The organism is Variovorax sp. LjRoot84, from assembly GCF_964254305.1.
Lineage (GTDB): Bacteria > Pseudomonadota > Gammaproteobacteria > Burkholderiales > Burkholderiaceae_C > Variovorax.
In genome coordinates, this window is sequence record NZ_CAXUTE020000001.1 from 892001 (window position 1) to 912224 (window position 20224).

Genomic DNA, 20224 nt, shown 5'->3' on the forward strand with positions numbered 1-20224 from the left:
GTCAGGGCAGGACCTTGGCGTCCTTCACGAACTCGGTCGTGTAGGTCTTCGCGATCTCGACCTTGGCCGGGTCGAGCAGCTTGGCGGCGACCAGGAAGTCGTAGCTCGCCTTGGCGCGCGCATCGGTGATCACGCCGATGCCCATCGTCGCGGCATCGCCGCCGGTGACCATGCCCATCTCCTTGAGCTTGGCGACGCTGTAGGCCAGCTGGTCGTCGGTCATGTTGGGGTTGTCCTTCTTGATCAGCACGTTGGCCGGCGCCGGGTCGGCCAGGTAGCTTTTCCAGCCCTCGGCCGAGGCCTTGACGAAGGCCGCCACCTGCTTGCTGCGCTCCTTCACGGTCTTGTCCATGCACGACACCGTGGTCGCGTAGGCCGGAAAGCCGTGGTCGCTGAACATCAGCACGGTGCTCTTCACGCCCGCCTTCTGGATCGCATAGGGCTCGGAGGTCAGATAGCCCTGCTGCGCGGTGTTCTTGTCGGCCACGAAGGGCTGGATGTTGAAGGTGTAGGGCCGCGTCTGTTCGTCGGTGAGGCCGAACTTGGCCTTCAGCCAGGGCCAGTAGCCGCGGTTGGCCTGCGAGCCGATCAGGATGGTCTTGCCCTTCAGGTCCTCGAACTTCTTGACGTCGGCGTGCGCGATCAGCACCTGCGGGTCCTTCTGGAAGAAAGCCGCCACGTTGACCACCGGCACGCCGCCTTCGCGCACCTGCATCATCTGGATGTCGCTCGAACCCATGATGCAGTCGGCCTGGCCGGCGGCCATCATCTGCGTGATGTTGACCTGCGGGCCGCCCATCTTGATGGTGACGTCCAGCCCGTACTTCTTGTAGATGCCCTGCGCGACCGCCTGGTAGAAGCCGCCATGCTCGGCCTGCGCATACCAGTTCGTCATGTAGGTGAACTTGTCCTGGGCTTGCGCCGGGGCGGCGACAGCGAAGGCGAGGGCGGCTGCGGCAGCCAGTTGACTGAAGCGGAAAGCAGGATGGTGGCGCATGGTGTGGACCTCTCTCGGTGGGGAAAAAAGAACGATGGAAACGGGCGCTCTATGCAAGTAGCGGGCCTCAGGCAATGGGCTGGACAGCGGACTGGATGAAGCCCTGCTGGTGCCCGCGCTCCCAGGTGGCTTCTTCGCGCACCACCCAGCGCAGCGCGTAGAGCTCGGTCAGCGCCTGCACCCAGCTCGCGGCGAGCGTGTCGAGGATCTCTTCGCCCTGTTCGCGCGTGGCGCTGGTGGGGTCGCCGATCACGCCACTCGGGCCGAAGTCGCGCGCGGTCCAGGCGCAGGCCGGGCGGCCGTCGGCCGACAGCAGCTTGATCGGGAAGGGCGGCGGAAAGTTGGCCGCGGCACGTTCCATGTGCACCGTGTCGGGCGCGAGCGCGAGCATCAGCGCGGTCTCGGAATGGCCGGCATGCATCGACAGCTTCTTTTCCTGTTCGCTGATTTGGCTGCTCGAGGCATTGGGCAGGCGCGAGACGCCGTGCGGCACGACCACGAAGTCGCCATGGCGCAGGCGCAGCTCGCGCGCGGCCATCTCCAGCACCTGCGGCTGGCCGCCGTGGCCGTTGGCGAACAGCAGCTTGCGAAAGCCGGCGCGGTAGACCGACTCGCCGATCTCGGTCACGGTCGAGAGCAAGGTGGTGCCGGTCAGCGTCATGGTGCCGGGAAAGTGAAGATGCTCTTCCGATTTGCCGTAGGTGATGGTCGGCAGAGCGAAGGCGCGCACCTCGGCCGGCAGGCGCTCGAGCGCCTTGCCCATCACGCCGGAGGAAATCACGCTGTCGACCGAACAGGGCAGGTGCGGCCCGTGCTGCTCGATCGCGCCGCAGGGCAGCACGATCACCGTGTTCTCGCGGTCGGGCAGCGCGTCGATCTCGGTCCAGCTCAGGTAGGGCAGGAAGCGGTGGGGCGGGATGTAGCCGTGGAGCATGGGGCGTCCTGTGTGGGAAGAGGGGGGTGTGCTCAGGCGAAGCGCGCCATCGCGTTGCCGACGCGCTGCATGAAGCGTTTCCGCTGGGGCTCGGTCGCCACGTTCATGTGGTAGTGCGCGTGGTAGTCGACGCGCGCCTGCCGGCCGGTGAGGCGCGGCATGTAGCGCGTCACGATCTTGCGCGGCGGGTCGCCCATGTACCAGGCCACCCAGCGCGGGCGGCCGTAGGTCACGACGGCCGAGATGCGCTTGATGTGCGTCAGCATCGGTTTCACGTTGGCCGGGTCGCTGAGGTCGAAGGCCACGCCCGGCATGAAGAGGCGGTCGAAGTAGCCCTTGAGCATCGCCGGCAGGCCGAAGCACCAAGTCGGAAAGCAGAACACGATGCCCTCGGCCCACTGGAGCCGCTCGATGTAGGGCCTGAGCGGCAACTGGTTGCTCGGCACCTCGTGGTAGCCCAGGCGCTCCTCGCGCGAGAGCACGGGATTGAAGCCTTCGGCGTAGAGATCGCAATCGTCCACCTCGTGCCCGGCCGCGCGCAGGTTGCGCAGCACTTCCTGGTGCAGGGCGGCGTGGAAGCTGGTTTCGACCGGGTGGCAGTAGACGACGAGCACGCGCATGGGTGTTTGACCGCTTAATCAGAGCAAGTGGTCAGCTTATGCAAGCGACATGCCAGCGGTCCCGCACCGAAAGAGGGAGTGGTCTTGCTCGTTGTGCCTTCCTTCGACAAGTGATACGGTCGAATTTCCGTCGTTCGCCTGAACGCACAACAAAGGAACATGCCGTGGGAGACCCGATGCGCCCGCTGCAACCTGGAGAACCCGCGCCCGAGTTCGCGCTTCCCGCGATCAATGTCGAAGGCGCAGTTTCTCTTGCCGGTCTGCGCGGCCGCCCCTTCCTGATCGGCTTCTTTCGCGGGCTGCACTGCCCGTTCTGCCGGCGGCAGGTGATGCAGCTCGGTGCCCTGCAGCCTGCGCTGCGCGCCATCGGGGTCGAGACCCTGGCCGTGATCAACACGCCGCTCGAACGCGCCCGGCTGTACTTCCGCTACCACCCGACGCCGATCATGCTTCTGAGCGACCCGGATTGCCGCACGCACCAGGCCTTCGGCGTGCCGCACATCGAATTCCTGCCCGAAGGCAGCAGCGAGCGGTCCGAATGGCCTTCGCGCGCGAGCATGGCGGAATTCGAAGCCGCGCGCATCAACCCGACCGGCGAGCTGCCGGAACCGACGCAGCCGATGGCAAGCAACGCCATCCTCAACGCCATGGACGGCTTCGAGCTCGACGAAGTCGATACTGCGATCCTCGCGAACCACGCCACTCAGCTCGCCGGCCACTTCCTGGTCGATGGAGCCGGCATCGTCGCGTGGGCACAGATCGAGGCGCTCGACGGGCCCAACAGCCTCAGCATCTTCCCGAGCGCGGCGCAGATCATCGCCGCCGCCGGCAGCCTGTGATGCTGACGAGGCGCGGCCATGGTCAAGGAAAGCAACCGGTGGATGGAAGCCTCGGATGTCATTCCGATGTTCCCCAGCCTGGTCTGGAAAATCCAGATCGAGGCCGGCTTGCGCGACGCGCTGGCACGAAGCATCCTCGCCGCGCTGGCGGACATGTGGCGCGGCCTGCCGCCGCTCGAAGCCGGCCGCGGCTCGCAGTCGGGGCAGGCCCTGCATGAACGCGAGGACTTTCGCGACCTGGTTTCGTGCGTCCGTCGCGGCGTCACGAGCATCCTGCGATTTCTGCGAATCGGCGATGCCGCCTTCGAGATCACGGCCTGCTGGGCCACCGTGCTGGCCAAGGGCGCCGCACACAAGATTCACAGCCACCCCAACAATTTCCTGAGCGGTGTCTACTACGTGTGCACCCCACCGGGCGCCGACGCCATCAACTTTCATGACCCGAGGCGTCAGACCGCCGTCATCAGGCCCCCGGTCGTGGAACTGACAGCTGACAACACCGACCAGGTGGTGGTCAAGGTGCGCAACGGAACGCTTCTGATGTTTCCCTCCTTCCTGGAGCACTCCGTCGATGCCAACCTGAGCGAAGAAGAACGAATCAGCGTCAGCTTCAACGTGATGTTCTCTTCGTTCACGCAGCAGTTGAGCAAGCCGCTCTGGTAACACCAACCGGGAGATCCTGATGGACGACGAGACACTCAACCTCAGCATTCGCAAGTTCCTCAAGATGGTCGGCGTCAGCTCGCAGCGCGAAATCGAGCAGGCGGTGGCGAAGGCCGTCGCCGCCGGCACCGGCGCCGAGACCTTTGCTGCCACCATGACCCTGGAGATCCCGGCGCTGGGGCTCAAGGTCGGGTTCGACGGCGACATCAAGCTGAATTGAGCATCCGCCGCCGGCGACCGCCGAGATGCACGACGCCGACAAGCTCGAAGCGGTGCTGCGCTACCACGAGTGCACCAAGCACCAGTTCCACCGCTATGCGCGCTCCGCCGGCACCCTGGATTGGGTGAACCAACCCAACCCGTTCCGCCGTTACGAGGGGGCGCCGCTCACGCAGTTGCCCATCCTTGGCGCGGACGAAGAGCCGGTGTCGCCTCGCTACCAGGAGATCTATCGTCGGGGCGCGGTGCCGAGCGCGCCGCTCATGGTCCGCTCGCTGTCGCGGCTGTTCGAGTACGCGCTTGCGCTGTCGGCCTGGAAGCAGGCGGGCGGCACGCGTTGGGCGCTGCGCAGCAACCCTTCGAGCGGCAACCTGCATCCCACCGAGGGCTACCTGCTGATCGGCGCGTGTCCCGGGCTGGCGCCGGCACCCGGCCTGTACCACTACGCGCCGAGAGAGCACGGTCTGGAACGGCGTGCCAACGCCTCTGCTGAGTGGTTCGCGCAGCTGATGCGAGAGTTTCCCCCAGAGGCCTTTCTGGTCGGACTCTCGTCCATCCACTGGCGCGAAGCGTGGAAGTACGGCGAACGCGCGTTCCGCTATTGCCAGCACGACGCGGGCCATGCCATCGGCACGCTTCGCATCGCAGCCGGGACCCTGGGATGGAGCGCTGTCGTGCTCCATGGCCTGGCCGATGAAAGCATCGAAGCCTTGCTGGGGCTGAATCGGGCCGAGGACTTCGCAGGCGCCGAGCGCGAACAGCCGGAGCTCGTCATGCTCGTCTGGCCGAACGAGGCGGCCGGGCGGTGGTGTGCAGGCGCGCAGCGCGCGTTGCCGCTCGGCCTGGATCCGCTGCTGGCGCGCGAGCTCACGAAGCAAGACTGGTGCGGAACGGCGAACCGACTCAGCCGCGACGACCCGGTCGACTGGGCCGTCATCGACGAGGTGACGCTCGCCTCACGCCAACCGACCGGCGAGCGCGATGGCTTGGACCTGTTCGACGCGCCAGCCCCGGCGCATCGAAGCGCAGCGTTCCCGATCGGGCCGTCGGCGGGCAGGATCATCCGCCAGCGGCGCAGCCTCCTCGCCTGCGACGGCCGGACCTCGATCACGGCCGAGCGCTTCTACGCCATGCTCGCGCGCGTGATGCCGCGCGTGGAACTGGAGGCGAACCGGCGGCCGTTGCCCTGGGATGCCATGGCCTGGGAGCCGCGCATCCACCTCGCCTTGTTCGTTCATCGGGTGGACGGGCTCGACCCGGGGCTGTACGTACTCGTCCGCGACCCGGCCAAACTGGACAAGCTGAAGCGCGCCATGCATCGGCACTTCGACTGGTCCAGGCCCCCTGGATGCCCGGCGGACCTTCCCCTTCACAGGCTGGAAAGCGGCGATGCGAGACAGCTCGCGACGCAAGTGAGCTGCTCGCAGGACATCGCGGGCGACGGGGTCTTTTCGCTCGGCATGATCGCCGAGTATCGGGACGCCTTGTTCACGCACGGCCCCTGGTTCTATCGCCCGCTCTTCTGGGAAACCGGGGTGATCGGGCAGGTGCTCTACCTGGAAGCCGAAGCGGCGGGCATCGGAGCCACGGGCATCGGCTGCTTCTTCGACGACCCGGTGCACCAGGTGTTCGGCTTCAGCGACCTGGAGTTCCAGTCGCTCTATCACTTCACGGTTGGCGGCCCGGTGCAGGACAGCCGGCTGACCACGCTGGCGCCCTACGGTGCGCATGCGCAGGACAAGAAGGACTAAGCCTTGATCCCGCAGCCGCCCAGCACGAAAGCCACCAGCTCGCGCGCGATCGGTTCGCGCTCGATCGGCGCATCCGGCGGCAGCCCGAGCATCACGCGCGTCTGCAGCGCGTAGTCGGCGTAGCTCTGCGTCATCGCCCAGATGTGCATCAAGAGCAGGCGCGCATCCAGCGGCCGCATCTGCCCGCGCGCGATCCAGCCGTTGATGATGTCGACCTTCTTTTGCGTCCAGGCGCGCGCGTTGGGCCAGTACCGCTCGAGGTTGCGGCCGCCGTCGAGCACTTCGCGCGTGAAGATGCGCGAGATCTCGGGGTTGTCGAAGGCGTGGTCGAGCTTCTTGCGGATGTAGTCGCCCAGCACGGCCCCCGGGTCGTTGGCATGCTCCTCGAAGGAGAACACCACCTTCCAGTCGTGCAGCACCTGCATCAGCAGTTCTTCGTAGAGCTCTTCCTTGCCGGCGATGTAGTAGTGCAGCTGGGGCTTGGTGAGGCCGGCGCGCGCCGCGATCGCCTGGGTCGAAGTGCCCTTCAGGCCATGCAGGCTGAATTCGGCGATGGCCGCGCTGCGGATCGCGGCCAGGATGCGTTCGCGCCCCGGCCGGGCACGCGACAGCGGGCCGTCCGGCGCCGGCATCTGCTGCGCCGCCACGGGCGCGGGGGAAAGGGTTGGGCTCGTCATCGCTTGGGCGGGCTGTGCCGCCGTGGCGATGGTAGCGCTTCGATCCGATCTCGCCCTCGGCGCGCTGCCGGGCGGCCTGCATCGTCGCATGCACACAAGGCATTTCAGGGCTGTGACGGCGTGGCACGCTTCCTGTATCGTCTCGCGGCTTCGTGAAATTAGTCACACCCCAACAGGAGCTTCCATGTTCTTCGCCCCACGTTTCCGCAGCTTCGCGGCGGCCACCGCGCTGGTCGCCGCCAGCGCCATCGCGCACGCCCAGCAATCCCTGCCCAACGTCGTGATCCTCGCGACCGGCGGCACCATCGCCGGCGCCGGCGCCTCGGCCGTCAACAGCGCCACCTATGCCGCCGCAAAGGTGCCGGTCGACAAGCTGATCGCCGGCCTGCCCGAGATCTCCAAGGTCGCCAACGTGCGCGGCGAGCAGGTGTTCCAGATCGCCTCGGAAAGCTTCACCAACGACAACCTGATGGTGCTGGCCAAGCGCGTTTCGGCTCTGTCGAAGCAGGCCGACGTCGACGGCGTCGTGATCACCCATGGCACCGACACGCTGGAGGAAACCGCCTACTTCCTGAATCTGGTGGTGCGCACGTCCAAGCCGATCATCGTGGTCGGCTCGATGCGCCCGGGTACGGCGCTCTCGGCCGACGGCGCGCTGAACCTGTTCGACGCCGTCAACGTTGCCGCCAGCAAGGATGCCGGCGGCAAGGGCGTGCTGGTGACGATGAACGACGAAATCCAGAGCGGCCGCGACGTCAGCAAGGTCGTCAACATCAAGACCGAGGCCTTCAAGAGCCAGTGGGGCCCGCTGGGCATGATCGTCGAAGGCAAGAACTACTGGTTCCGCGCGCCGGTCAAGCGCCACACGACGCAGTCGGAGTTCAACATCGACGAGATCACGGCGCTGCCCGCGGTCGACATCGTCTACGGCTACGGCAGCGTACCTGCCACCGCGATCGACGCGCTGGGCAAGAGCGGCGTGAAGGCGCTGATCCACGCCGGCACTGGCAACGGCTCGGTGGCCGACCGCATCGTGCCGGTGCTGCAGAAGCTGCGCGGCGACGGTGTGCAGATCATCCGCACCTCGCGCGTGTCCGACGGCTTCGTGATCCGCAACGCCGAGCAGCCCGACGACAAGTACGACTGGGTGGTCGCGCACGACCTGAAGCCGCAGAAGGCGCGCATCCTGGCAATGGTGGCCCTCACCAAGACCAACGATCCGAAGCAGCTCCAGCGCATCTTCTGGGAGTATTAGCCCACCCCCCGGGCTTCGCGCACTTCGTGTCGCTTCGCCAACCCCCTTCGAGGGGGCAACACCAGCGGCCCGGCAAAGCCGGTTCCGCGGTGTTCCGCGGAGGAAGGCGCGACACCTGGCTCCGCACAACCGGCCGCAGTGGCGCAAGCCCTGCGGCCGTTCCTGCGTCTGGGCGCTCTTAAAATGGCCGACTCGTCGCGTCGGAAGCCGCCTGCCTCCGACCGGCCACCAGGCCCACCATGCTGACCTTCCAACAAATCATCCTCAAGCTTCAGTCCTACTGGGACGCCCAGGGCTGCGCGCTGCTGCAGCCCTACGACATGGAGGTGGGCGCCGGCACCTCGCACACCGCCACCTTCCTGCGAGCGCTGGGCCCCGAGCCCTGGAAAGCTGCCTACGTGCAGCCGAGCCGCCGCCCCAAGGACGGCCGCTACGGCGAGAACCCGAACCGCCTGCAGCACTACTACCAGTACCAGGTCGTGCTGAAGCCGGCGCCGAGCAACATCCTCGAGCTCTACCTCGGCTCGCTCGAAGCGCTGGGCTTCGATCTCAAGAAGAACGACATCCGTTTCGTCGAGGACGATTGGGAGAACCCGACGCTCGGTGCCTGGGGCCTGGGCTGGGAGGTCTGGCTCAACGGCATGGAGGTGACGCAGTTCACCTACTTCCAGCAGGTCGGCGGCATCGACTGCAGGCCGATCACCGGCGAGATCACCTACGGGCTGGAGCGGCTCGCGATGTACCTGCAGGGCAAGGAAAGCATCTACGAACTGGAATGGGCGCCCGGCATCAGCTACGGCGACGTGTACCACCAGAACGAGGTCGAACAATCGACCTACAACTTCGAGCACAGCGACGCCGACTTCCTGTTCACCGCCTTCGCCGCGCACGAGAAGCAGGCGAAATACCTGATGGAACAAAAGCTTGCGCTGCCGGCCTACGAGCAGGTGCTCAAGGCGGCCCACAGCTTCAATCTGCTGGACGCGCGCGGCGCGATCAGCGTGACCGAACGCGCGGCCTATATCGGCCGCATCCGCAATCTCGCGCGCAGCGTCGCGCAGAGCTACTACGAAAGCCGCGAACGGCTCGGATTCCCGATGGCGCCGCGCGAATGGGTCGCTGAGATCTCGAAGAAGGCGGCCTGAGCGATGACTTCCAAGAACAACCTGCTCGTCGAACTCTTCGTCGAGGAACTTCCCCCCAGGGCGCTGAAGAAGCTCGGCGACGCCTTCGCCGGCGTGCTGCGCGACCAGCTGGTGGCCCAGGGCCTGGCCGATGCCGGCTCGGTGCTCACCGCCTACGCCTCGCCGAGGCGCCTCGCGGCGCACCTCACGAACATCCTGGGGCAGGCCGCCGACCGCGCGGTCTCGCAGAAGCTCATGCCGGTGACGGTGGGGCTCGATGCCTCCGGCAACGCGAGCCCCGCACTGCTCAAGCGCCTCGCCGCGCTGGGCGCCGACGCCTCGGCCGTGCCCGGCCTCAAGCACGCGATGGACGGCAAGGCCGAAGCCCTGTTCTTCGAAAGCACCGCCCGCGGCGCGACGCTGGCCGAGGGGCTGCAGAAGGCGCTGGCCGAGAGCATAGCCAAGCTGCCGATCCCCAAGGTCATGAGCTACCAGCTCGAGACCGGCTGCGAGCTGCCCGGCTGGAGCAGCGTGAGCTTCGTGCGTCCGGCCCACGGGCTGGTGGCGCTGCATGGCGACACGGTGGTTCCGGTCGAGGCGCTGGGCCTTTCGGCCGGGCGCGAAACGCATGGCCACCGCTTCGAGGCGCAGGTCGATCCGATCGTGCTGCGCGACGCCAACAGCTATGCGGTGCAGCTGGCCGACGAAGGCGCCGTGATCGCGGGCTTCGAGGCCCGCCGCTTCGAGATCGCCCGCCAGCTGGCCGAGGCGGCGTTGACGGTCGGCACCGGCTCGCAGCCGATCGACGACGACGCGCTGCTCGACGAAGTCACGGCGCTGGTCGAACGCCCCAACGTGCTGGTGTGCGAGTTCGAGCGCGAGTTCCTCGATGTGCCGCAGGAGTGCCTCATCCTCACGATGAAGGCCAACCAGAAGTACTTTCCGCTGCTCGACGCCGCGGGCCGGCTCACCCACAAGTTCCTGGTGGTCAGCAATATCCGGCCCGACGATGCCGGCGCGGTGATCGGCGGCAACGAGCGCGTGGTGCGCCCGCGGCTGGCCGACGCCAAGTTCTTCTTCGACCAGGACCGCAAGAAATCGCTGGCCTCGCGCGTCGAGTCGCTGGCCAAGGTGGTCTATCACAACAAGCTGGGCACCCAGGGCGAACGCGTGCAGCGCGTGATGCGCATCGCGCACGCCATCGGCGAGCAGCTGGGCGCCGCGTCGCACGACAGCACGCTAGCGCCGCATGCGGTGCAGGCCGCCCAGTTGGCCAAGGCCGACCTGGTGACCGACATGGTCGGCGAGTTCCCCGAGCTGCAGGGCACCATGGGCCGCTACTACGCGCTGCACGACGGGCTCGAGCCCGCGGTGGCCGATGCGGTCGAAGACCATTACAAGCCGCGCTTCGCGGGCGACGAGCTGCCGCGCAACCCCGTCGGCATCGTGGTCGCGCTGGCCGACAAGCTCGAGACCCTGGTGGGCATGTTCGGCATCGGCAACCTGCCCACCGGCGACCGCGATCCCTTCGCGCTGCGCCGTCATGCACTGGGCGTGATCCGCATGCTGATCGAGCGCCAGCTGCCGATCGAACTGCGCGCCTTGCTCGGCCAGGCCTTCGCCGCCTTCGCGCCGAAGGCGGGCGAAGCCGCGCTCGCCGACCCGACCGAGGCGCTTGAAGCTTTCCTCTACGACCGCCTGGCCGGCATCCTGCGCGAGCAGGGCGCCAGCGCCCAGGAGGTCGACGCCGTGCTGGCGCCCCAGCCGCAGCGCCTCGGCGAGGTGCCCAAGCTGCTGGCCGCCGTGCGCGCCTTCGCCGCGCTGCCCGAGGCGCCCGCGCTGGCGGCGGCCAACAAGCGCATCGGCAACATCCTCAAGAAGTCGCCCGAAGCCGATGCGCACGTGAGCGAGTTGCTGCTGCAGGAGCCGGCCGAAAAGGCGCTCCATGCCGCGATGCAGAAGGTCGTGCCCGTGGCCAATGCGCAGTTCGACGCCGGCGACTACACCGCCTCGCTGCAAACCCTGGCCGCGCTGCGCGAGCCGGTCGATGCCTTCTTCGACGGCGTGATGGTCAATGCCGAGCAGTCCGACCTGCGCCTCAACCGACTCGGCCTCCTGATGCTGCTGCATGCGGCGATGAACCGCGTGGCGCAGCTCGAGCGCCTCGCCACCTGATCGGCACGCCATGAAAATCGTCATCCTGGACCGCAACGGCACGCTCAACGTGCACCGCGAGGACTTCGTCAAGAGCGACATCGAGTGGACGCCGCTGCCCGGCGCGCTGGAGGCGGTCGCGCGGCTCAACCATGCGGGCTGGCATGTCGTGATCGCGTCCAATCAGTCCGGGCTCGGCCGCGGACTGTTCGACATGGCGTCGCTCAACGCGATGCACGCCAAGATGCACAAGATGCTGGCGGCGGTGGGCGGCCGCGTCGATGCGGTGTTCTATTGCCCGCACAGCCCCGACGAGGGCTGCGAGTGCCGCAAGCCCAAGCCGGGCCTGTTCCACCAGATCGGTGAGCGCTATGGCGTCGACCTGGCCCACGTGCCGGTTGCGGGCGACAGCCTGCGCGACATGCAGGCCGGCGCGGCCGCCGGCTGCGAGCCGCACCTGCTGCTGACCGGCATGGGCGCGGCCTGCCGCGGCGTGACGCCGTTGCCGCCCGAGTACCCGCCGAACACGCAGGTCCACGACGATCTGGCGGCTTTCGTCGACTTCCTGCTGGAACGCGAAGAGCAGCAGGCCACCCTGCAGGTGGCCGTCTGATGGCCTTCCTTCGCTCTCTCGTCCACGCGCTGTGGATGCTCGTCACGGTGATCCCCTGGGGCATCATCATGGTGGTCAGCTCGCTCTGGAAGCGCGGCATTCCGCTGTACTGGATGGCCGCGCGCTGGCTCGGCTGGGCCATCGGCGGCGCGCGGCTGCTGCTGGGCATCAAGACGCGCGTGAGCGGCATGGAGAACCTGCCGCAGGACAAGCTCGCCGGCTGCGTGCTGCTGGTCAAGCACCAGTCGACCTTCGAGACCTTCCTGATGCCCACGCTGATGCCGCATCCGCTGGCCTTCGTGTTCAAGAGGGAACTGATCTACGTGCCCTTCTTCGGCTGGGCCATGGCGCGGCTCGACATGATCCACATCGACCGCAGCCAGCGCACGCAGGCCTTCAACAAGGTCGTCGCGCGGGGCCGCGAGCTGCTGGCGCAGGGCATCTGGATCATCATGTTTCCCGAAGGCACGCGCATTCCGCGCGGCCGGCAGGGCGTCTACAAGACCGGCGGCACTCGGCTCGCGTGCGAGACCGGCGTGCCGGTGATCCCGATCGCCGTGACCTCGGCCAAGGTCTGGCCGCGCAAGGCCTTCATCAAGCGCCCGGGCGTGGTCGATGTCTCGATCGGTCCGGCCATTTCGAGCGTCGGGCGCCGGCCCGACGAGCTGATGCGCGAGGTCGAGGCCTGGATCGAGGGCGAGATGCGCCGGCTCGATCCCGAGGCCTACGTCTCGACCGAGACGGTTTCGGCCTGAGGCCCGGCCATGCGCAGCCTACTGCAGTTCACGCTCGACCTGTTCGACGAGCCTGCGCCGCCTGCGCCTGCGCCCGCCGTCGAACAAGCGCCGGCGGGCACCGTCTTCCCGCCTGCGATCCCGCTGGCCGATGCGATGAGCCCGGCCAGCTTCGTCCATCCGCGCGCCACGCGCGAGCTCGTGCTGGGCGACGCCCGCGTGGCCTATGAGTTCACGCGCGGCAAGCGCCGCACCATCGGCTTCGTGGTCGGTGCCGAGGGCCTGTCGGTGCGCGCGCCGCGCTGGGTGGCGCTGCGCGATGTCGATGCCGCGGTGAAGGAGAAGGCCGACTGGATCCTGCGCAAGCTGTCCGAGACGCAGCAGCGCCATGCGCGGCTGGAAGCGGCGCGCATCGAGTGGAAGGACGGCGTCAGCTTTCCCTTTCTCGGCGAGCCGGTGGTGGTGCGGCTCGATCCGCACCATGCCTTCGACGGCATCGGCGCCATGCTCGATGCGGGGGCGGGCGTTGCGCCGCACACGCTGCGCCTCGCGCTGGCGAACAACGCCAATCAGGCCCAGATCCGCGATGCCGCGCAAGCCTGGCTCATGCGCCAGGCGCGGCGCGTCTTCACCGAGCGGCTCGACCACTTTGCGCCCCGCCTCGGCGTGGCCTGGCGCAAGCTGGCGCTGTCGAACGCCTCCACGCGCTGGGGCAGCGCCAGCGCCGACGGCGCGATCCGGCTGCATTGGCGGCTGGTGCACTTCAAGATGTCGGTGATCGACTACGTGGTGGCGCACGAACTGAGCCACCTGCGCGTGATGGACCACAGCCCGCGCTTCTGGGAGACGGTGGAGAGCGTGCTGCCGGACTACGGCGCGCTGCGGCAGCAGCTCAAGGAGCACCCGGTTCCGACGTGGTGAACCGGGTGTCGTTCAGCGTGCGTGCGTGACGCCGCCGTCGACGACCAGCGTCGAGCCCATCACGTAATCGCCAGCGCGCGATGCGAGGTAGATCGCCGCAGCCGCCATGTCTTCCGGCTCGCCGATGCGTCCCGCCGGAATGTGCCCCTTGATCTCGTCGCCATGGTCGCGCGCGACCTTGTTCATGTCGGAAGCGAAGGCGCCCGGCGCGATCGCGCTGACGACGATGCGGTCCTGCGCGAGGCGCAGCGCCATGCGGCGCGTGAGCTGGATCAGCCCGGCCTTGCTGGCCGCGTACGAGTAGGTTTCCTGCGGATTGATCGAGATGCCGTCGATCGAGGCGATGTTGATGACCTTCGCCAGGTGGTCGGTAGCCGCCTTCTTGAGCATCGGCGTCAGCGCCTTGGTCAGGAAGAAGGGGGTCTTGAGGTTGAGGTCGACCACCTTGTCCCAGCCGCTTTCGGGGAACTCCTCGTAGGGCGCACCCCAGGCGGCGCCGGCGTTGTTGACCAGGATGTCGAGCGTGCCTTCGTGCTTGGCATAGGCGTCGACCAGGGCTTGCGCGCCCTCCAGCGTCGACACGTCGGCCGGCAGCGAGACGCAGTGGCCGAAGGCCGAGAGTTCCTTGGCCGTCTGGTCGCAGGCCGCGGCCTTGCGCGCCGAGATGTAGACGCGGGCGCCCTGCGCCAGGAAGCCTTCGGCGATCATGCGGCCGATGCCGCGCGAACCGCCGGTGATGAGGGCGCTGCGGCCCTCGAGCGAAAAGAGTCGGGTGGTGTCCATGCGCTGTGTCTCCTGAATATGCGCAGGAGCTTAGTGCGCACGGGCGCCGGCCGCCGTCACCTTGGTGCCAGCGGTTCCTCTTCGTCCAGCGCCAGCACCACCTCTTGCAGGGTGCGCGCGAGCCGGTCGCCGTCGAGCGGCTTGTGCAGGATGCGCGCCGCCACGCTCGAGAACTCGCGGAAGCGCATCGGCGCGGTCTCGCCGGTCACGATCACGGCCGGCAGATCCGGCTTCTTCTGGCGCAGTCTTTCGATCACGTCGAGGCCCGTCTCTTCGCGCAGGCGGTAGTCCACCACCATCACGTCGGGCTCGAAGCCCTCGGCCAGCGCCTGCTCGGCCTTGAGGCCGTTGGCGACGCCCTTCACCGACCAGCCCAGCTGGTGCAGATAGGTGCACATCGCGGACAGCACCTCGGCCTCGTCGTCGACCAGCAGCACGGCCAGGCGAGTGCCGTCGAAGGAACGCGCCAGCGAATTCGCCACCTCGGGGTGGGAGTCGTCCAACGGAACGGCAGGCGCGATATGGAGCTCGAAGGTGGTGCCGCGGCCCGGCTCGCTGTCCAGCTTGAGCTCGATCTTCAACAGGTCGGCCGTGCGGCGCACGATCGCGAGGCCGAGGCCCAGGCCCTGCGCGCGGTCCCGCGAGGGATTGCCGATCTGGTAGAACTCCTCGAACACCCGCTCGCGCTCGTTCTCCGGGATGCCGGGGCCGGTGTCGCTCACCCGCACCACGACCCGGCCGTCGGGCCCCGGCTGTGCCGACAGCGTCACGCCGCCGCTGGTGGTGAACTTGATGGCGTTGTTCACGAGGTTGCCGACGATGCGCATCAGCTGGTCGCCGTCGGTGAGGCCCCAGAGCGGCGCGTCGGGCGCCAGCACCTTCATGAAGAGGCCCTGCTGCGCCGCCAGCGCCGCATATTCGTCGCGCGAGGCGCGCAGCACGGCGCCGATGTCGTGCGGCGCGAACTTGGCTTCGATGGTGTGGGCGTCGAGGCGCGAGATGTCCAGCAGGCCGTCCAGGAGGCCGCTGCTCTGGCGCAGCGCGCTGCCGATGCCGCGGCTCACCTCTTTCAGGAGCGGATCGGTGGCGCGCCGGGCCAGGATGTCCAGCGTGGTCGCGTTGATCGAGAGCGCATGCAGCGGTTGGCGCAGATCGTGGCTGGCGGCCGCGAAGAAGCGCGTCTTGGCCTCGCTGGCGGCGGTGGCGCGGTCGCGCTCCTGGCGCACGGCTTCGGACAGAACCGCGTTGTCGTCGACCACATTCATGAGCTTGTGCAGCATGCGTCCCTGGTCTCTGACGGTGGCCAGCAGCATGAAATAGACGAGCACGATGCCGGCCCCGAACATGTAACCCACCGCCCCGCCGCGCCAGGCCCAGCCGCCGCCCAGGCACAAGAAGGTGAGCGTGCAGAAGCCCACGAAGGCGCGCTGCGAGCCCGCGACCGAGGCGGCGCCGATGGTGCAGCCGGCCATCAGCACCGCGGCCACCGCCAGCGGCGCGAAGTCTCCTGGCGCGAAGAAGGCGAAGGGAACGATGGCCGCGGTCGAGATGCCGTTGAGGTCGAAGCCGCGCAGCAGCCGCGGCAGGTACTGCAGCTGGGTCTCGGGTTCGGCGCGCTCCACTGCCAGACCCAGGCGCCAGCGGTACACCATCACGGCGCCGGTGAGGGCCAGCCAGATCCAGGGCCAGACCTGCACGCCCTGGCGCCAGACGATGAAGGCCACCAGGATGTAGCCCAGGTAGTTGAGCGGCAGGCGCCGCGAGTACTGCAGGATCAGCGCCAGCCGGCGCTCAAGAATGCGGCGCCCGATGCGTGCCTCGCGCGTGCTGCCGGCGAGCGGAATCGGCGCGGACGCGGTGTCAGTCAATGCGGATGCCCTCGCGCGATGCCTGGTAGGCGGCCTCGGTGCGGTTGCGCACGCCGAGCGCGGTGTAGACCGCGGTCAGGTGGGCCTTGACGGTGGACTCGGCGATGTTGAGCTGGCGTGCGATGAGCTTGTTGGGCAGGCCGCGCGCGGCTGCGCGGTAGACGTCCATCTGGCGCGCGGTGAGGCCTGCGAGCCGAGGGTCGTTGCCCGTGTTCGGCTGGGCTTCGACATCGGGCGGGGCCGCGTTGAGGGTTTCCAGCGGCAGGAAGATGCGTCCGGCCAGCACGTGCCGCAGCGCAGCGACCATCATTTCCGAGCTGTACTTCTTGGGAATGAAGCCGGCCGCGCCCAGGTCGACCGAGTTGCGGATCAGCGTGGCGTTGGTCTCGCCGGACAGCACCACGATGCGCGCCATGCAGCCCGCATCGCGCAGCCGGCGAATGGACTCTTCGCCATCGCAATCGGCCAGGTGCCAGTCGAGCAGCACCAGGTCGAACTCCGCGAGCTCCACCAGCTTCGCGGCATTCGTCATTTCGCCCGTGGTCTCCACGCGCAGCTCGGGAACCAGGACGCTCAGCAGGTTCTTCATGCCCTGCAAGAACATCACGTGGTCATCAATCATCAATACGTTCATCGGTACCTCTGGCCCGAGTATTCATCAGATTGAGGCCGGAATGAACGGGCTAAGACTTTGGTCGAAGCGGCAGTGAAAGCGCTCTTGCACTTTTGAATTCGCGCCGAATGCCGGTGACCGGATCGCGAAAGGCCAGCCCCTTGGCCAAGAGCTGCAGCGGCCGCTCGAAGTCTTCGTCGCCTTCGGGCAGAAGCTCGGGATAGAGCGCGTCGTTGCAGATCGGCATGCCGAGCGCTGCGCAGTGCACGCGCAGCTGATGCCTGCGTCCCGTGAGCGGCGCGAGAAGCAGGCGGGCCCAGCCCTCGCCGGCCTCCAGCAGCTCGAGGCGCGTCTCGGAGTTGGGCTCGCCGGGCACTTCCCGCATGCGCATGAAATGCGAATCGTCCACAAGGCGGCTGCGGCGCACGGCGGGCAGCGCCAGATCGCCATGCCAGGGTACGATGGCCTCGTAGTGCTTGGCGATCTCGCGCTCGGCGAACAGCGCGTGGTAGATGCCGCGGGTCGCGGGCTGGACCGAGAACAGCACCACGCCGGCGGTCTCGCGGTCGATGCGGTGCAGGGGCGCCAGGTCGTCGAGGCCCAGCTTGCGCTTCAGGCGCACGAGCAGGCTCTCCTGCACGTACTTGCCCACCGGCGTGACCGGCAGGAAATGGGGCTTGTCCACGGCCAGCAGCTGCTCGTCCTGGAACAGGATGACTTCGTCGAAAGGGATGCGGCGCTCCGTCTCGAGCGAGCGGTAGTAGTAGATGCGCAGCCGCGGCTGGTAGGGCCGCGTTTCGGTGACGGGCACGCCGTGCTCGTCGACCACTTCGCCCGAGCGCATGCGCGCTTCCCAGGTGGCGCGCGGGATGGCCGCGAAGCGCTGCACCAGGAACTCGGCGATGGTGGGCCAGGGGCCGGGCGGCAGCGCGACGCAGCTCGGGCCGACGCCGTCGCGGGTGGGCAGCGGCAGGGGAGCGGGCATGGCGGGTTCGCGCTCAGGCGGCTGCGAGGGCCAATGCGATCTCGGCGAAGGCCGGGCGCGCGGCGGGCTCGGGCTGCACGCAGCGTGCCTGAAGACCAGTCAGCAGTGCGAGCGCGGCATGGTCCTCGCCGTCGGCCGGCCGGGAGCGCGCCAGCAGCTCCGCCAGCAGATGGCCGAAGGCGCACACCTCGATGCGCTGCAGCGCCTGGGCCTGCGCGCCGTCGTCCAACGGCAGGAAGGAGGCGGCGCCGAAGTCGCCCAGGAGACAGTCGCCCTGGCCGTCCCACAGGATGTTGTGGGCGTAGAGATCGCCGTGCAGGATGCCGTGCGCATGCAGCTGTGCCGCGGCCGAGGCGATGCCGCGCGCCATGCGCAGCGCGGTCGGCACCGGCCAGCCGGCGGCATCGGCATAGACGTCGCGCGTGCAGGAAGCCAGGCTGGGCGGGCCGGCCAGGTTGGCGAAGCGCGGATCCACCAGCGCCAGCACGAGGCCGGGCGTGGCCTCGGGGTGGTTGCCGACCTGGCCCCGCACTGCTATCAGGTTGGGGTGCGCGCCGGCGGCGATGCAGGCCGCCATCTCGCTGTGAGGCCAGCCGTCGCTGGTGACGGCACCCTTGAACAGCTTGACTGCCACCGGTTGGATGCCACCGTCAGCCCCGGTCCAGTCCGCCTGATGAATCAGGCCGGAAGCGCCTTCACCGAGCTTGTGTTGCAGCGAGAGAGAGTTCCAGTCGATGGCCGGAATGGCCTCTGCGGCCAGCGCCGCCGCTTCGGCTCGATCGTCGAAGGGATTGCCCGCGAAAGCCAGCCACGAAAGCCGCGGCAGCGAGAGCAGCCATTCGGGCAGGGCATCGAGGCGGTTGGCCGAGATGCGCAGCAGCTCGAGCCCTTGGCAGGCGGCCATCTCGGCCGGCAGCGACTGCAGGCGGTTGCCGGCAAGCATCAGCTTCTGCAGCCGCGTGCAGCGGCCGATGGTGGGCGGCAGGGCCTCGATCTCGTTGTCCGTCAGGATCAGCCAGCGCAGCGACGCCGGCAGCGAGGCGGCCGGCACGCTGCGGATGCGATTGGCCTTGAAGCCCACCATATCGAGTTGCGCGCATTGCCCCACCGATTCGGGCAGACGCGTGAAGCGGTTGTTCGAGCAGAAGAGCACCCGCAGCCGGTGCAGCCGGCCCAGGTCGTCCGGCAGGGCGCTGAGCGCATTGCCCGAGAGATCGAGCACCTCCAGCGTGTCCGCCAGTTCGAAGATCTCGCGCGGGAACTCGGTGAGTCCGCACGCGAGGTCCAGCCGCCGGACACCGGCCAGCCGGCCCTCACGCAGCTGGGCCAGCGTGTTGTTCATGCGAACACGCCGAAGCGGTAGACGCCGTCCTCGCCCTTGCGGCGCTGCAGCAGCCCTTCGAACCACAAGAGGTGCAGGTGGGCCACCGTCTCGCCCATCGCAAAAGTCATCTGGTGCAGATCGAGCTGGCGCTTGAACAGGATCGGCAGGCCCTCGGCCGCGCTGTGCGGCTTCTGCGTGCAGGCCTCCAGCAGCTCGGCCAGGCGGTCGCGATGGTGCTCCTGCAACTGCTCGACGCGCCGGTGGATGCCGGTGAAGGGCTTGCCGTGCGAGGGCAGGCCCAGCGTGCCCGCAGGCAGGGTCTTGAACCGCTCGATGCTGTCGAGGAAGAGGCGCAGCGGATTGGCTTCGGGCTCGCCCGCATGCACGCTCACGTTGGTCGAGATGCGCGGCAGCATCATGTCGCCGCCGAGCAGCGCGCCAAGCTCCTCGCAATAGAGCGCGATGTGCTCGGGCGCGTGGCCGTAGCCGCTGATGCAGCGCCAGGCGCGCCCGCCGATCGAGACCGTGGCGCCGTCGAGCAGGCGCACGAAGCTGGCCGGCACCGCGGGCACCATGTTCGCGTAGTAGTTGCTGCGCGCGCGAATCTTGGCCACCGATTCGGGGTCGACCAGGCCGTGCGAGGCGAAGAAGTCCGCCGCCGCGTCGCCGCCGGCCAGCGTGTCGCCGGCGCTGGTGAGCACGCGCGCCACGTGGTAGTCGGTGGCGCTGATCCACAGCGGTGCGTTCCAGCGCTCGCACAGCCAGTCGGCCAGGCCGATGTGGTCGGGGTGCATGTGGGTCACGAGCACGCGCAGGATCGGCAGGCCTTCGAGCTGGGTGGTGAAGATTTGCTCCCACTGCGCCCGCGAGGCATCGTGGGCGATGCAGCAGTCCACCACCGTCCAGCCCTCGACGCCGTCGAGCGTGTCGCGCAAGAGCCAGAGGTTGATGTGGTCGAGCGCGAAGGGCAGCGCCATGCGGATCCAGCGCACGCCGGGCGCGACCTCGAAAGTCTCGCCCGGTGCAGGCAGCGTGTCGCCGAAGGGGTATTGGAGTTCGCGTTCGAGGAGGTTCATGTACGATTGACGTTAACGTAAACGTCATGGGGAAGAGCCATCATTGTAGGCAGTGCAGCCCGAATGTGCTGTCA

The 20224-nt window shown here is 68.1% G+C and carries 20 protein-coding genes; 10 read left to right on the top strand and 10 right to left on the bottom strand.

Annotation, left to right across the window (positions count from 1 at the left end; all coding sequences use genetic code 11):
• Position 1: 1 nt before the first annotated feature.
• The 3 genes from ACSQ9I_RS04490 to ACSQ9I_RS04500 all read right to left on the bottom strand — a co-directional run bounded on the left by ACSQ9I_RS04490 (position 2) and on the right by ACSQ9I_RS04500 (position 2551).
• A complete protein-coding gene (locus ACSQ9I_RS04490; RefSeq protein ID WP_436312396.1) occupies positions 2-997 on the bottom strand; it encodes an ABC transporter substrate-binding protein in 996 nt (331 codons plus the stop codon).
• A gap of 67 nt (positions 998-1064) precedes the next feature.
• Positions 1065-1931 (bottom strand): creatininase family protein, encoded by an 867-nt coding sequence (locus tag ACSQ9I_RS04495; RefSeq protein ID WP_436312397.1) that lies wholly within the window; start codon positions 1929-1931, stop codon positions 1065-1067.
• 32 nt (positions 1932-1963) lie between these two features.
• Positions 1964-2551: an NAD(P)H-dependent oxidoreductase gene (locus ACSQ9I_RS04500; protein ID WP_436312398.1), complete on the bottom strand. Its 588-nt coding sequence runs from the start codon at positions 2549-2551 to the stop codon at positions 1964-1966.
• Positions 2552-2727: 176 nt separating this feature from the next.
• Here ACSQ9I_RS04500 and ACSQ9I_RS04505 point away from each other — a divergent pair, with 176 nt between their 5' ends.
• Genes ACSQ9I_RS04505 through ACSQ9I_RS04520 form a run of 4 tightly spaced genes read left to right on the top strand, consistent with a single transcriptional unit; the run spans position 2728 to position 6023 of the window.
• Positions 2728-3390, top strand: coding sequence for a redoxin domain-containing protein (locus tag ACSQ9I_RS04505; RefSeq protein ID WP_436312399.1), 663 nt, complete (start codon positions 2728-2730; stop codon positions 3388-3390).
• 18 nt (positions 3391-3408) lie between these two features.
• Positions 3409-4053: a 2OG-Fe(II) oxygenase family protein gene (locus ACSQ9I_RS04510; RefSeq protein WP_436312400.1), complete on the top strand. Its 645-nt coding sequence runs from the start codon at positions 3409-3411 to the stop codon at positions 4051-4053.
• A 19-nt stretch (positions 4054-4072) separates the two neighbouring features.
• Entirely contained in the window at positions 4073-4273 is a 201-nt protein-coding gene (locus ACSQ9I_RS04515) for a DUF6494 family protein (RefSeq protein WP_093109463.1), read from the top strand.
• A gap of 25 nt (positions 4274-4298) precedes the next feature.
• Positions 4299-6023 (top strand): SagB/ThcOx family dehydrogenase, encoded by a 1725-nt coding sequence (locus ACSQ9I_RS04520; RefSeq protein ID WP_436312401.1) that lies wholly within the window; start codon positions 4299-4301, stop codon positions 6021-6023.
• Here ACSQ9I_RS04520 and ACSQ9I_RS04525 read toward each other — a convergent pair.
• Positions 6020-6655, bottom strand: coding sequence for a TetR family transcriptional regulator C-terminal domain-containing protein (locus ACSQ9I_RS04525; RefSeq protein WP_093109600.1), 636 nt, complete (start codon positions 6653-6655; stop codon positions 6020-6022). The genes ACSQ9I_RS04520 and ACSQ9I_RS04525 overlap by 4 nt on opposite strands.
• A gap of 229 nt (positions 6656-6884) precedes the next feature.
• Here ACSQ9I_RS04525 and ACSQ9I_RS04530 point away from each other — a divergent pair, with 229 nt between their 5' ends.
• The 6 genes from ACSQ9I_RS04530 to ACSQ9I_RS04555 all read left to right on the top strand — a co-directional run bounded on the left by ACSQ9I_RS04530 (position 6885) and on the right by ACSQ9I_RS04555 (position 13501).
• The gene (locus ACSQ9I_RS04530) at positions 6885-7955 is read left to right on the top strand and encodes an asparaginase (RefSeq protein WP_436312402.1); all 1071 of its coding nucleotides are present in this window, start codon (positions 6885-6887) and stop codon (positions 7953-7955) included.
• A gap of 239 nt (positions 7956-8194) precedes the next feature.
• Complete coding sequence (gene glyQ, locus ACSQ9I_RS04535) at positions 8195-9100, top strand: glycine--tRNA ligase subunit alpha (protein ID WP_093109466.1); 906 nt, start codon at positions 8195-8197, stop codon at positions 9098-9100.
• A gap of 3 nt (positions 9101-9103) precedes the next feature.
• Positions 9104-11254, top strand: coding sequence for a glycine--tRNA ligase subunit beta (glyS, locus tag ACSQ9I_RS04540; RefSeq protein WP_436312403.1), 2151 nt, complete (start codon positions 9104-9106; stop codon positions 11252-11254).
• 10 nt (positions 11255-11264) lie between these two features.
• Entirely contained in the window at positions 11265-11846 is a 582-nt protein-coding gene (gmhB, locus tag ACSQ9I_RS04545) for a D-glycero-beta-D-manno-heptose 1,7-bisphosphate 7-phosphatase (RefSeq protein ID WP_093109468.1), read from the top strand.
• Positions 11846-12601 (top strand): lysophospholipid acyltransferase family protein, encoded by a 756-nt coding sequence (locus ACSQ9I_RS04550; RefSeq protein ID WP_093109469.1) that lies wholly within the window; start codon positions 11846-11848, stop codon positions 12599-12601. The genes gmhB and ACSQ9I_RS04550 overlap by 1 nt, the downstream gene beginning before the upstream one ends.
• A gap of 9 nt (positions 12602-12610) precedes the next feature.
• Positions 12611-13501, top strand: a complete 891-nt coding sequence (locus ACSQ9I_RS04555; protein WP_093109470.1) for a M48 family metallopeptidase — start codon at positions 12611-12613, stop codon at positions 13499-13501.
• Positions 13502-13513: 12 nt separating this feature from the next.
• Here the strand turns inward: ACSQ9I_RS04555 and ACSQ9I_RS04560 are convergent, their stop codons facing one another.
• The 6 genes from ACSQ9I_RS04560 to ACSQ9I_RS04585 form a co-directional block, all read right to left on the bottom strand.
• Complete coding sequence (locus ACSQ9I_RS04560) at positions 13514-14284, bottom strand: SDR family oxidoreductase (RefSeq protein ID WP_093109471.1); 771 nt, start codon at positions 14282-14284, stop codon at positions 13514-13516.
• A gap of 56 nt (positions 14285-14340) precedes the next feature.
• The gene (locus tag ACSQ9I_RS04565) at positions 14341-16152 is read right to left on the bottom strand and encodes an ATP-binding response regulator (RefSeq protein ID WP_436312404.1); all 1812 of its coding nucleotides are present in this window, start codon (positions 16150-16152) and stop codon (positions 14341-14343) included.
• Positions 16145-16774, bottom strand: a complete 630-nt coding sequence (locus ACSQ9I_RS04570; RefSeq protein WP_436308545.1) for a response regulator — start codon at positions 16772-16774, stop codon at positions 16145-16147. The genes ACSQ9I_RS04565 and ACSQ9I_RS04570 overlap by 8 nt, the downstream gene beginning before the upstream one ends.
• Positions 16775-16835: 61 nt before the next feature.
• Positions 16836-17750, bottom strand: a complete 915-nt coding sequence (locus tag ACSQ9I_RS04575) for a pseudouridine synthase (RefSeq protein WP_436312405.1) — start codon at positions 17748-17750, stop codon at positions 16836-16838.
• Between the two features lie 13 nt (positions 17751-17763).
• Positions 17764-19092, bottom strand: a complete 1329-nt coding sequence (locus ACSQ9I_RS04580; protein ID WP_436312406.1) for a leucine-rich repeat-containing protein kinase family protein — start codon at positions 19090-19092, stop codon at positions 17764-17766.
• Entirely contained in the window at positions 19089-20150 is a 1062-nt protein-coding gene (locus ACSQ9I_RS04585) for an MBL fold metallo-hydrolase (protein ID WP_436302838.1), read from the bottom strand. Before ACSQ9I_RS04585 ends, ACSQ9I_RS04580 begins: the two co-directional genes overlap by 4 nt.
• Positions 20151-20224 lie beyond the last annotated feature (74 nt).

Bases quoted from the DNA above. Each gene is read 5' to 3' on its own strand.
- ACSQ9I_RS04490 (WP_436312396.1), bottom strand. From the start codon at position 997: ATGCGCCACCATCCTGCTTTCCGCTTCAGTCAACTGGCTGCCGCAGCC.
- ACSQ9I_RS04495 (WP_436312397.1), bottom strand. From the start codon at position 1,931: ATGCTCCACGGCTACATCCCGCCCCACCGCTTCCTGCCCTACCTGAGC.
- ACSQ9I_RS04500 (WP_436312398.1), bottom strand. From the start codon at position 2,551: ATGCGCGTGCTCGTCGTCTACTGCCACCCGGTCGAAACCAGCTTCCAC.
- ACSQ9I_RS04505 (WP_436312399.1), top strand. From the start codon at position 2,728: ATGCGCCCGCTGCAACCTGGAGAACCCGCGCCCGAGTTCGCGCTTCCC.
- ACSQ9I_RS04510 (WP_436312400.1), top strand. From the start codon at position 3,409: ATGGTCAAGGAAAGCAACCGGTGGATGGAAGCCTCGGATGTCATTCCG.
- ACSQ9I_RS04515 (WP_093109463.1), top strand. From the start codon at position 4,073: ATGGACGACGAGACACTCAACCTCAGCATTCGCAAGTTCCTCAAGATG.
- ACSQ9I_RS04520 (WP_436312401.1), top strand. From the start codon at position 4,299: ATGCACGACGCCGACAAGCTCGAAGCGGTGCTGCGCTACCACGAGTGC.
- ACSQ9I_RS04525 (WP_093109600.1), bottom strand. From the start codon at position 6,655: ATGCCGGCGCCGGACGGCCCGCTGTCGCGTGCCCGGCCGGGGCGCGAA.
- ACSQ9I_RS04530 (WP_436312402.1), top strand. From the start codon at position 6,885: ATGTTCTTCGCCCCACGTTTCCGCAGCTTCGCGGCGGCCACCGCGCTG.
- glyQ (WP_093109466.1), top strand. From the start codon at position 8,195: ATGCTGACCTTCCAACAAATCATCCTCAAGCTTCAGTCCTACTGGGAC.
- glyS (WP_436312403.1), top strand. From the start codon at position 9,104: ATGACTTCCAAGAACAACCTGCTCGTCGAACTCTTCGTCGAGGAACTT.
- gmhB (WP_093109468.1), top strand. From the start codon at position 11,265: ATGAAAATCGTCATCCTGGACCGCAACGGCACGCTCAACGTGCACCGC.
- ACSQ9I_RS04550 (WP_093109469.1), top strand. From the start codon at position 11,846: ATGGCCTTCCTTCGCTCTCTCGTCCACGCGCTGTGGATGCTCGTCACG.
- ACSQ9I_RS04555 (WP_093109470.1), top strand. From the start codon at position 12,611: ATGCGCAGCCTACTGCAGTTCACGCTCGACCTGTTCGACGAGCCTGCG.
- ACSQ9I_RS04560 (WP_093109471.1), bottom strand. From the start codon at position 14,284: ATGGACACCACCCGACTCTTTTCGCTCGAGGGCCGCAGCGCCCTCATC.
- ACSQ9I_RS04570 (WP_436308545.1), bottom strand. From the start codon at position 16,774: ATGATTGATGACCACGTGATGTTCTTGCAGGGCATGAAGAACCTGCTG.
- ACSQ9I_RS04575 (WP_436312405.1), bottom strand. From the start codon at position 17,750: ATGCCCGCTCCCCTGCCGCTGCCCACCCGCGACGGCGTCGGCCCGAGC.
- ACSQ9I_RS04580 (WP_436312406.1), bottom strand. From the start codon at position 19,092: ATGAACAACACGCTGGCCCAGCTGCGTGAGGGCCGGCTGGCCGGTGTC.
- ACSQ9I_RS04585 (WP_436302838.1), bottom strand. From the start codon at position 20,150: ATGAACCTCCTCGAACGCGAACTCCAATACCCCTTCGGCGACACGCTG.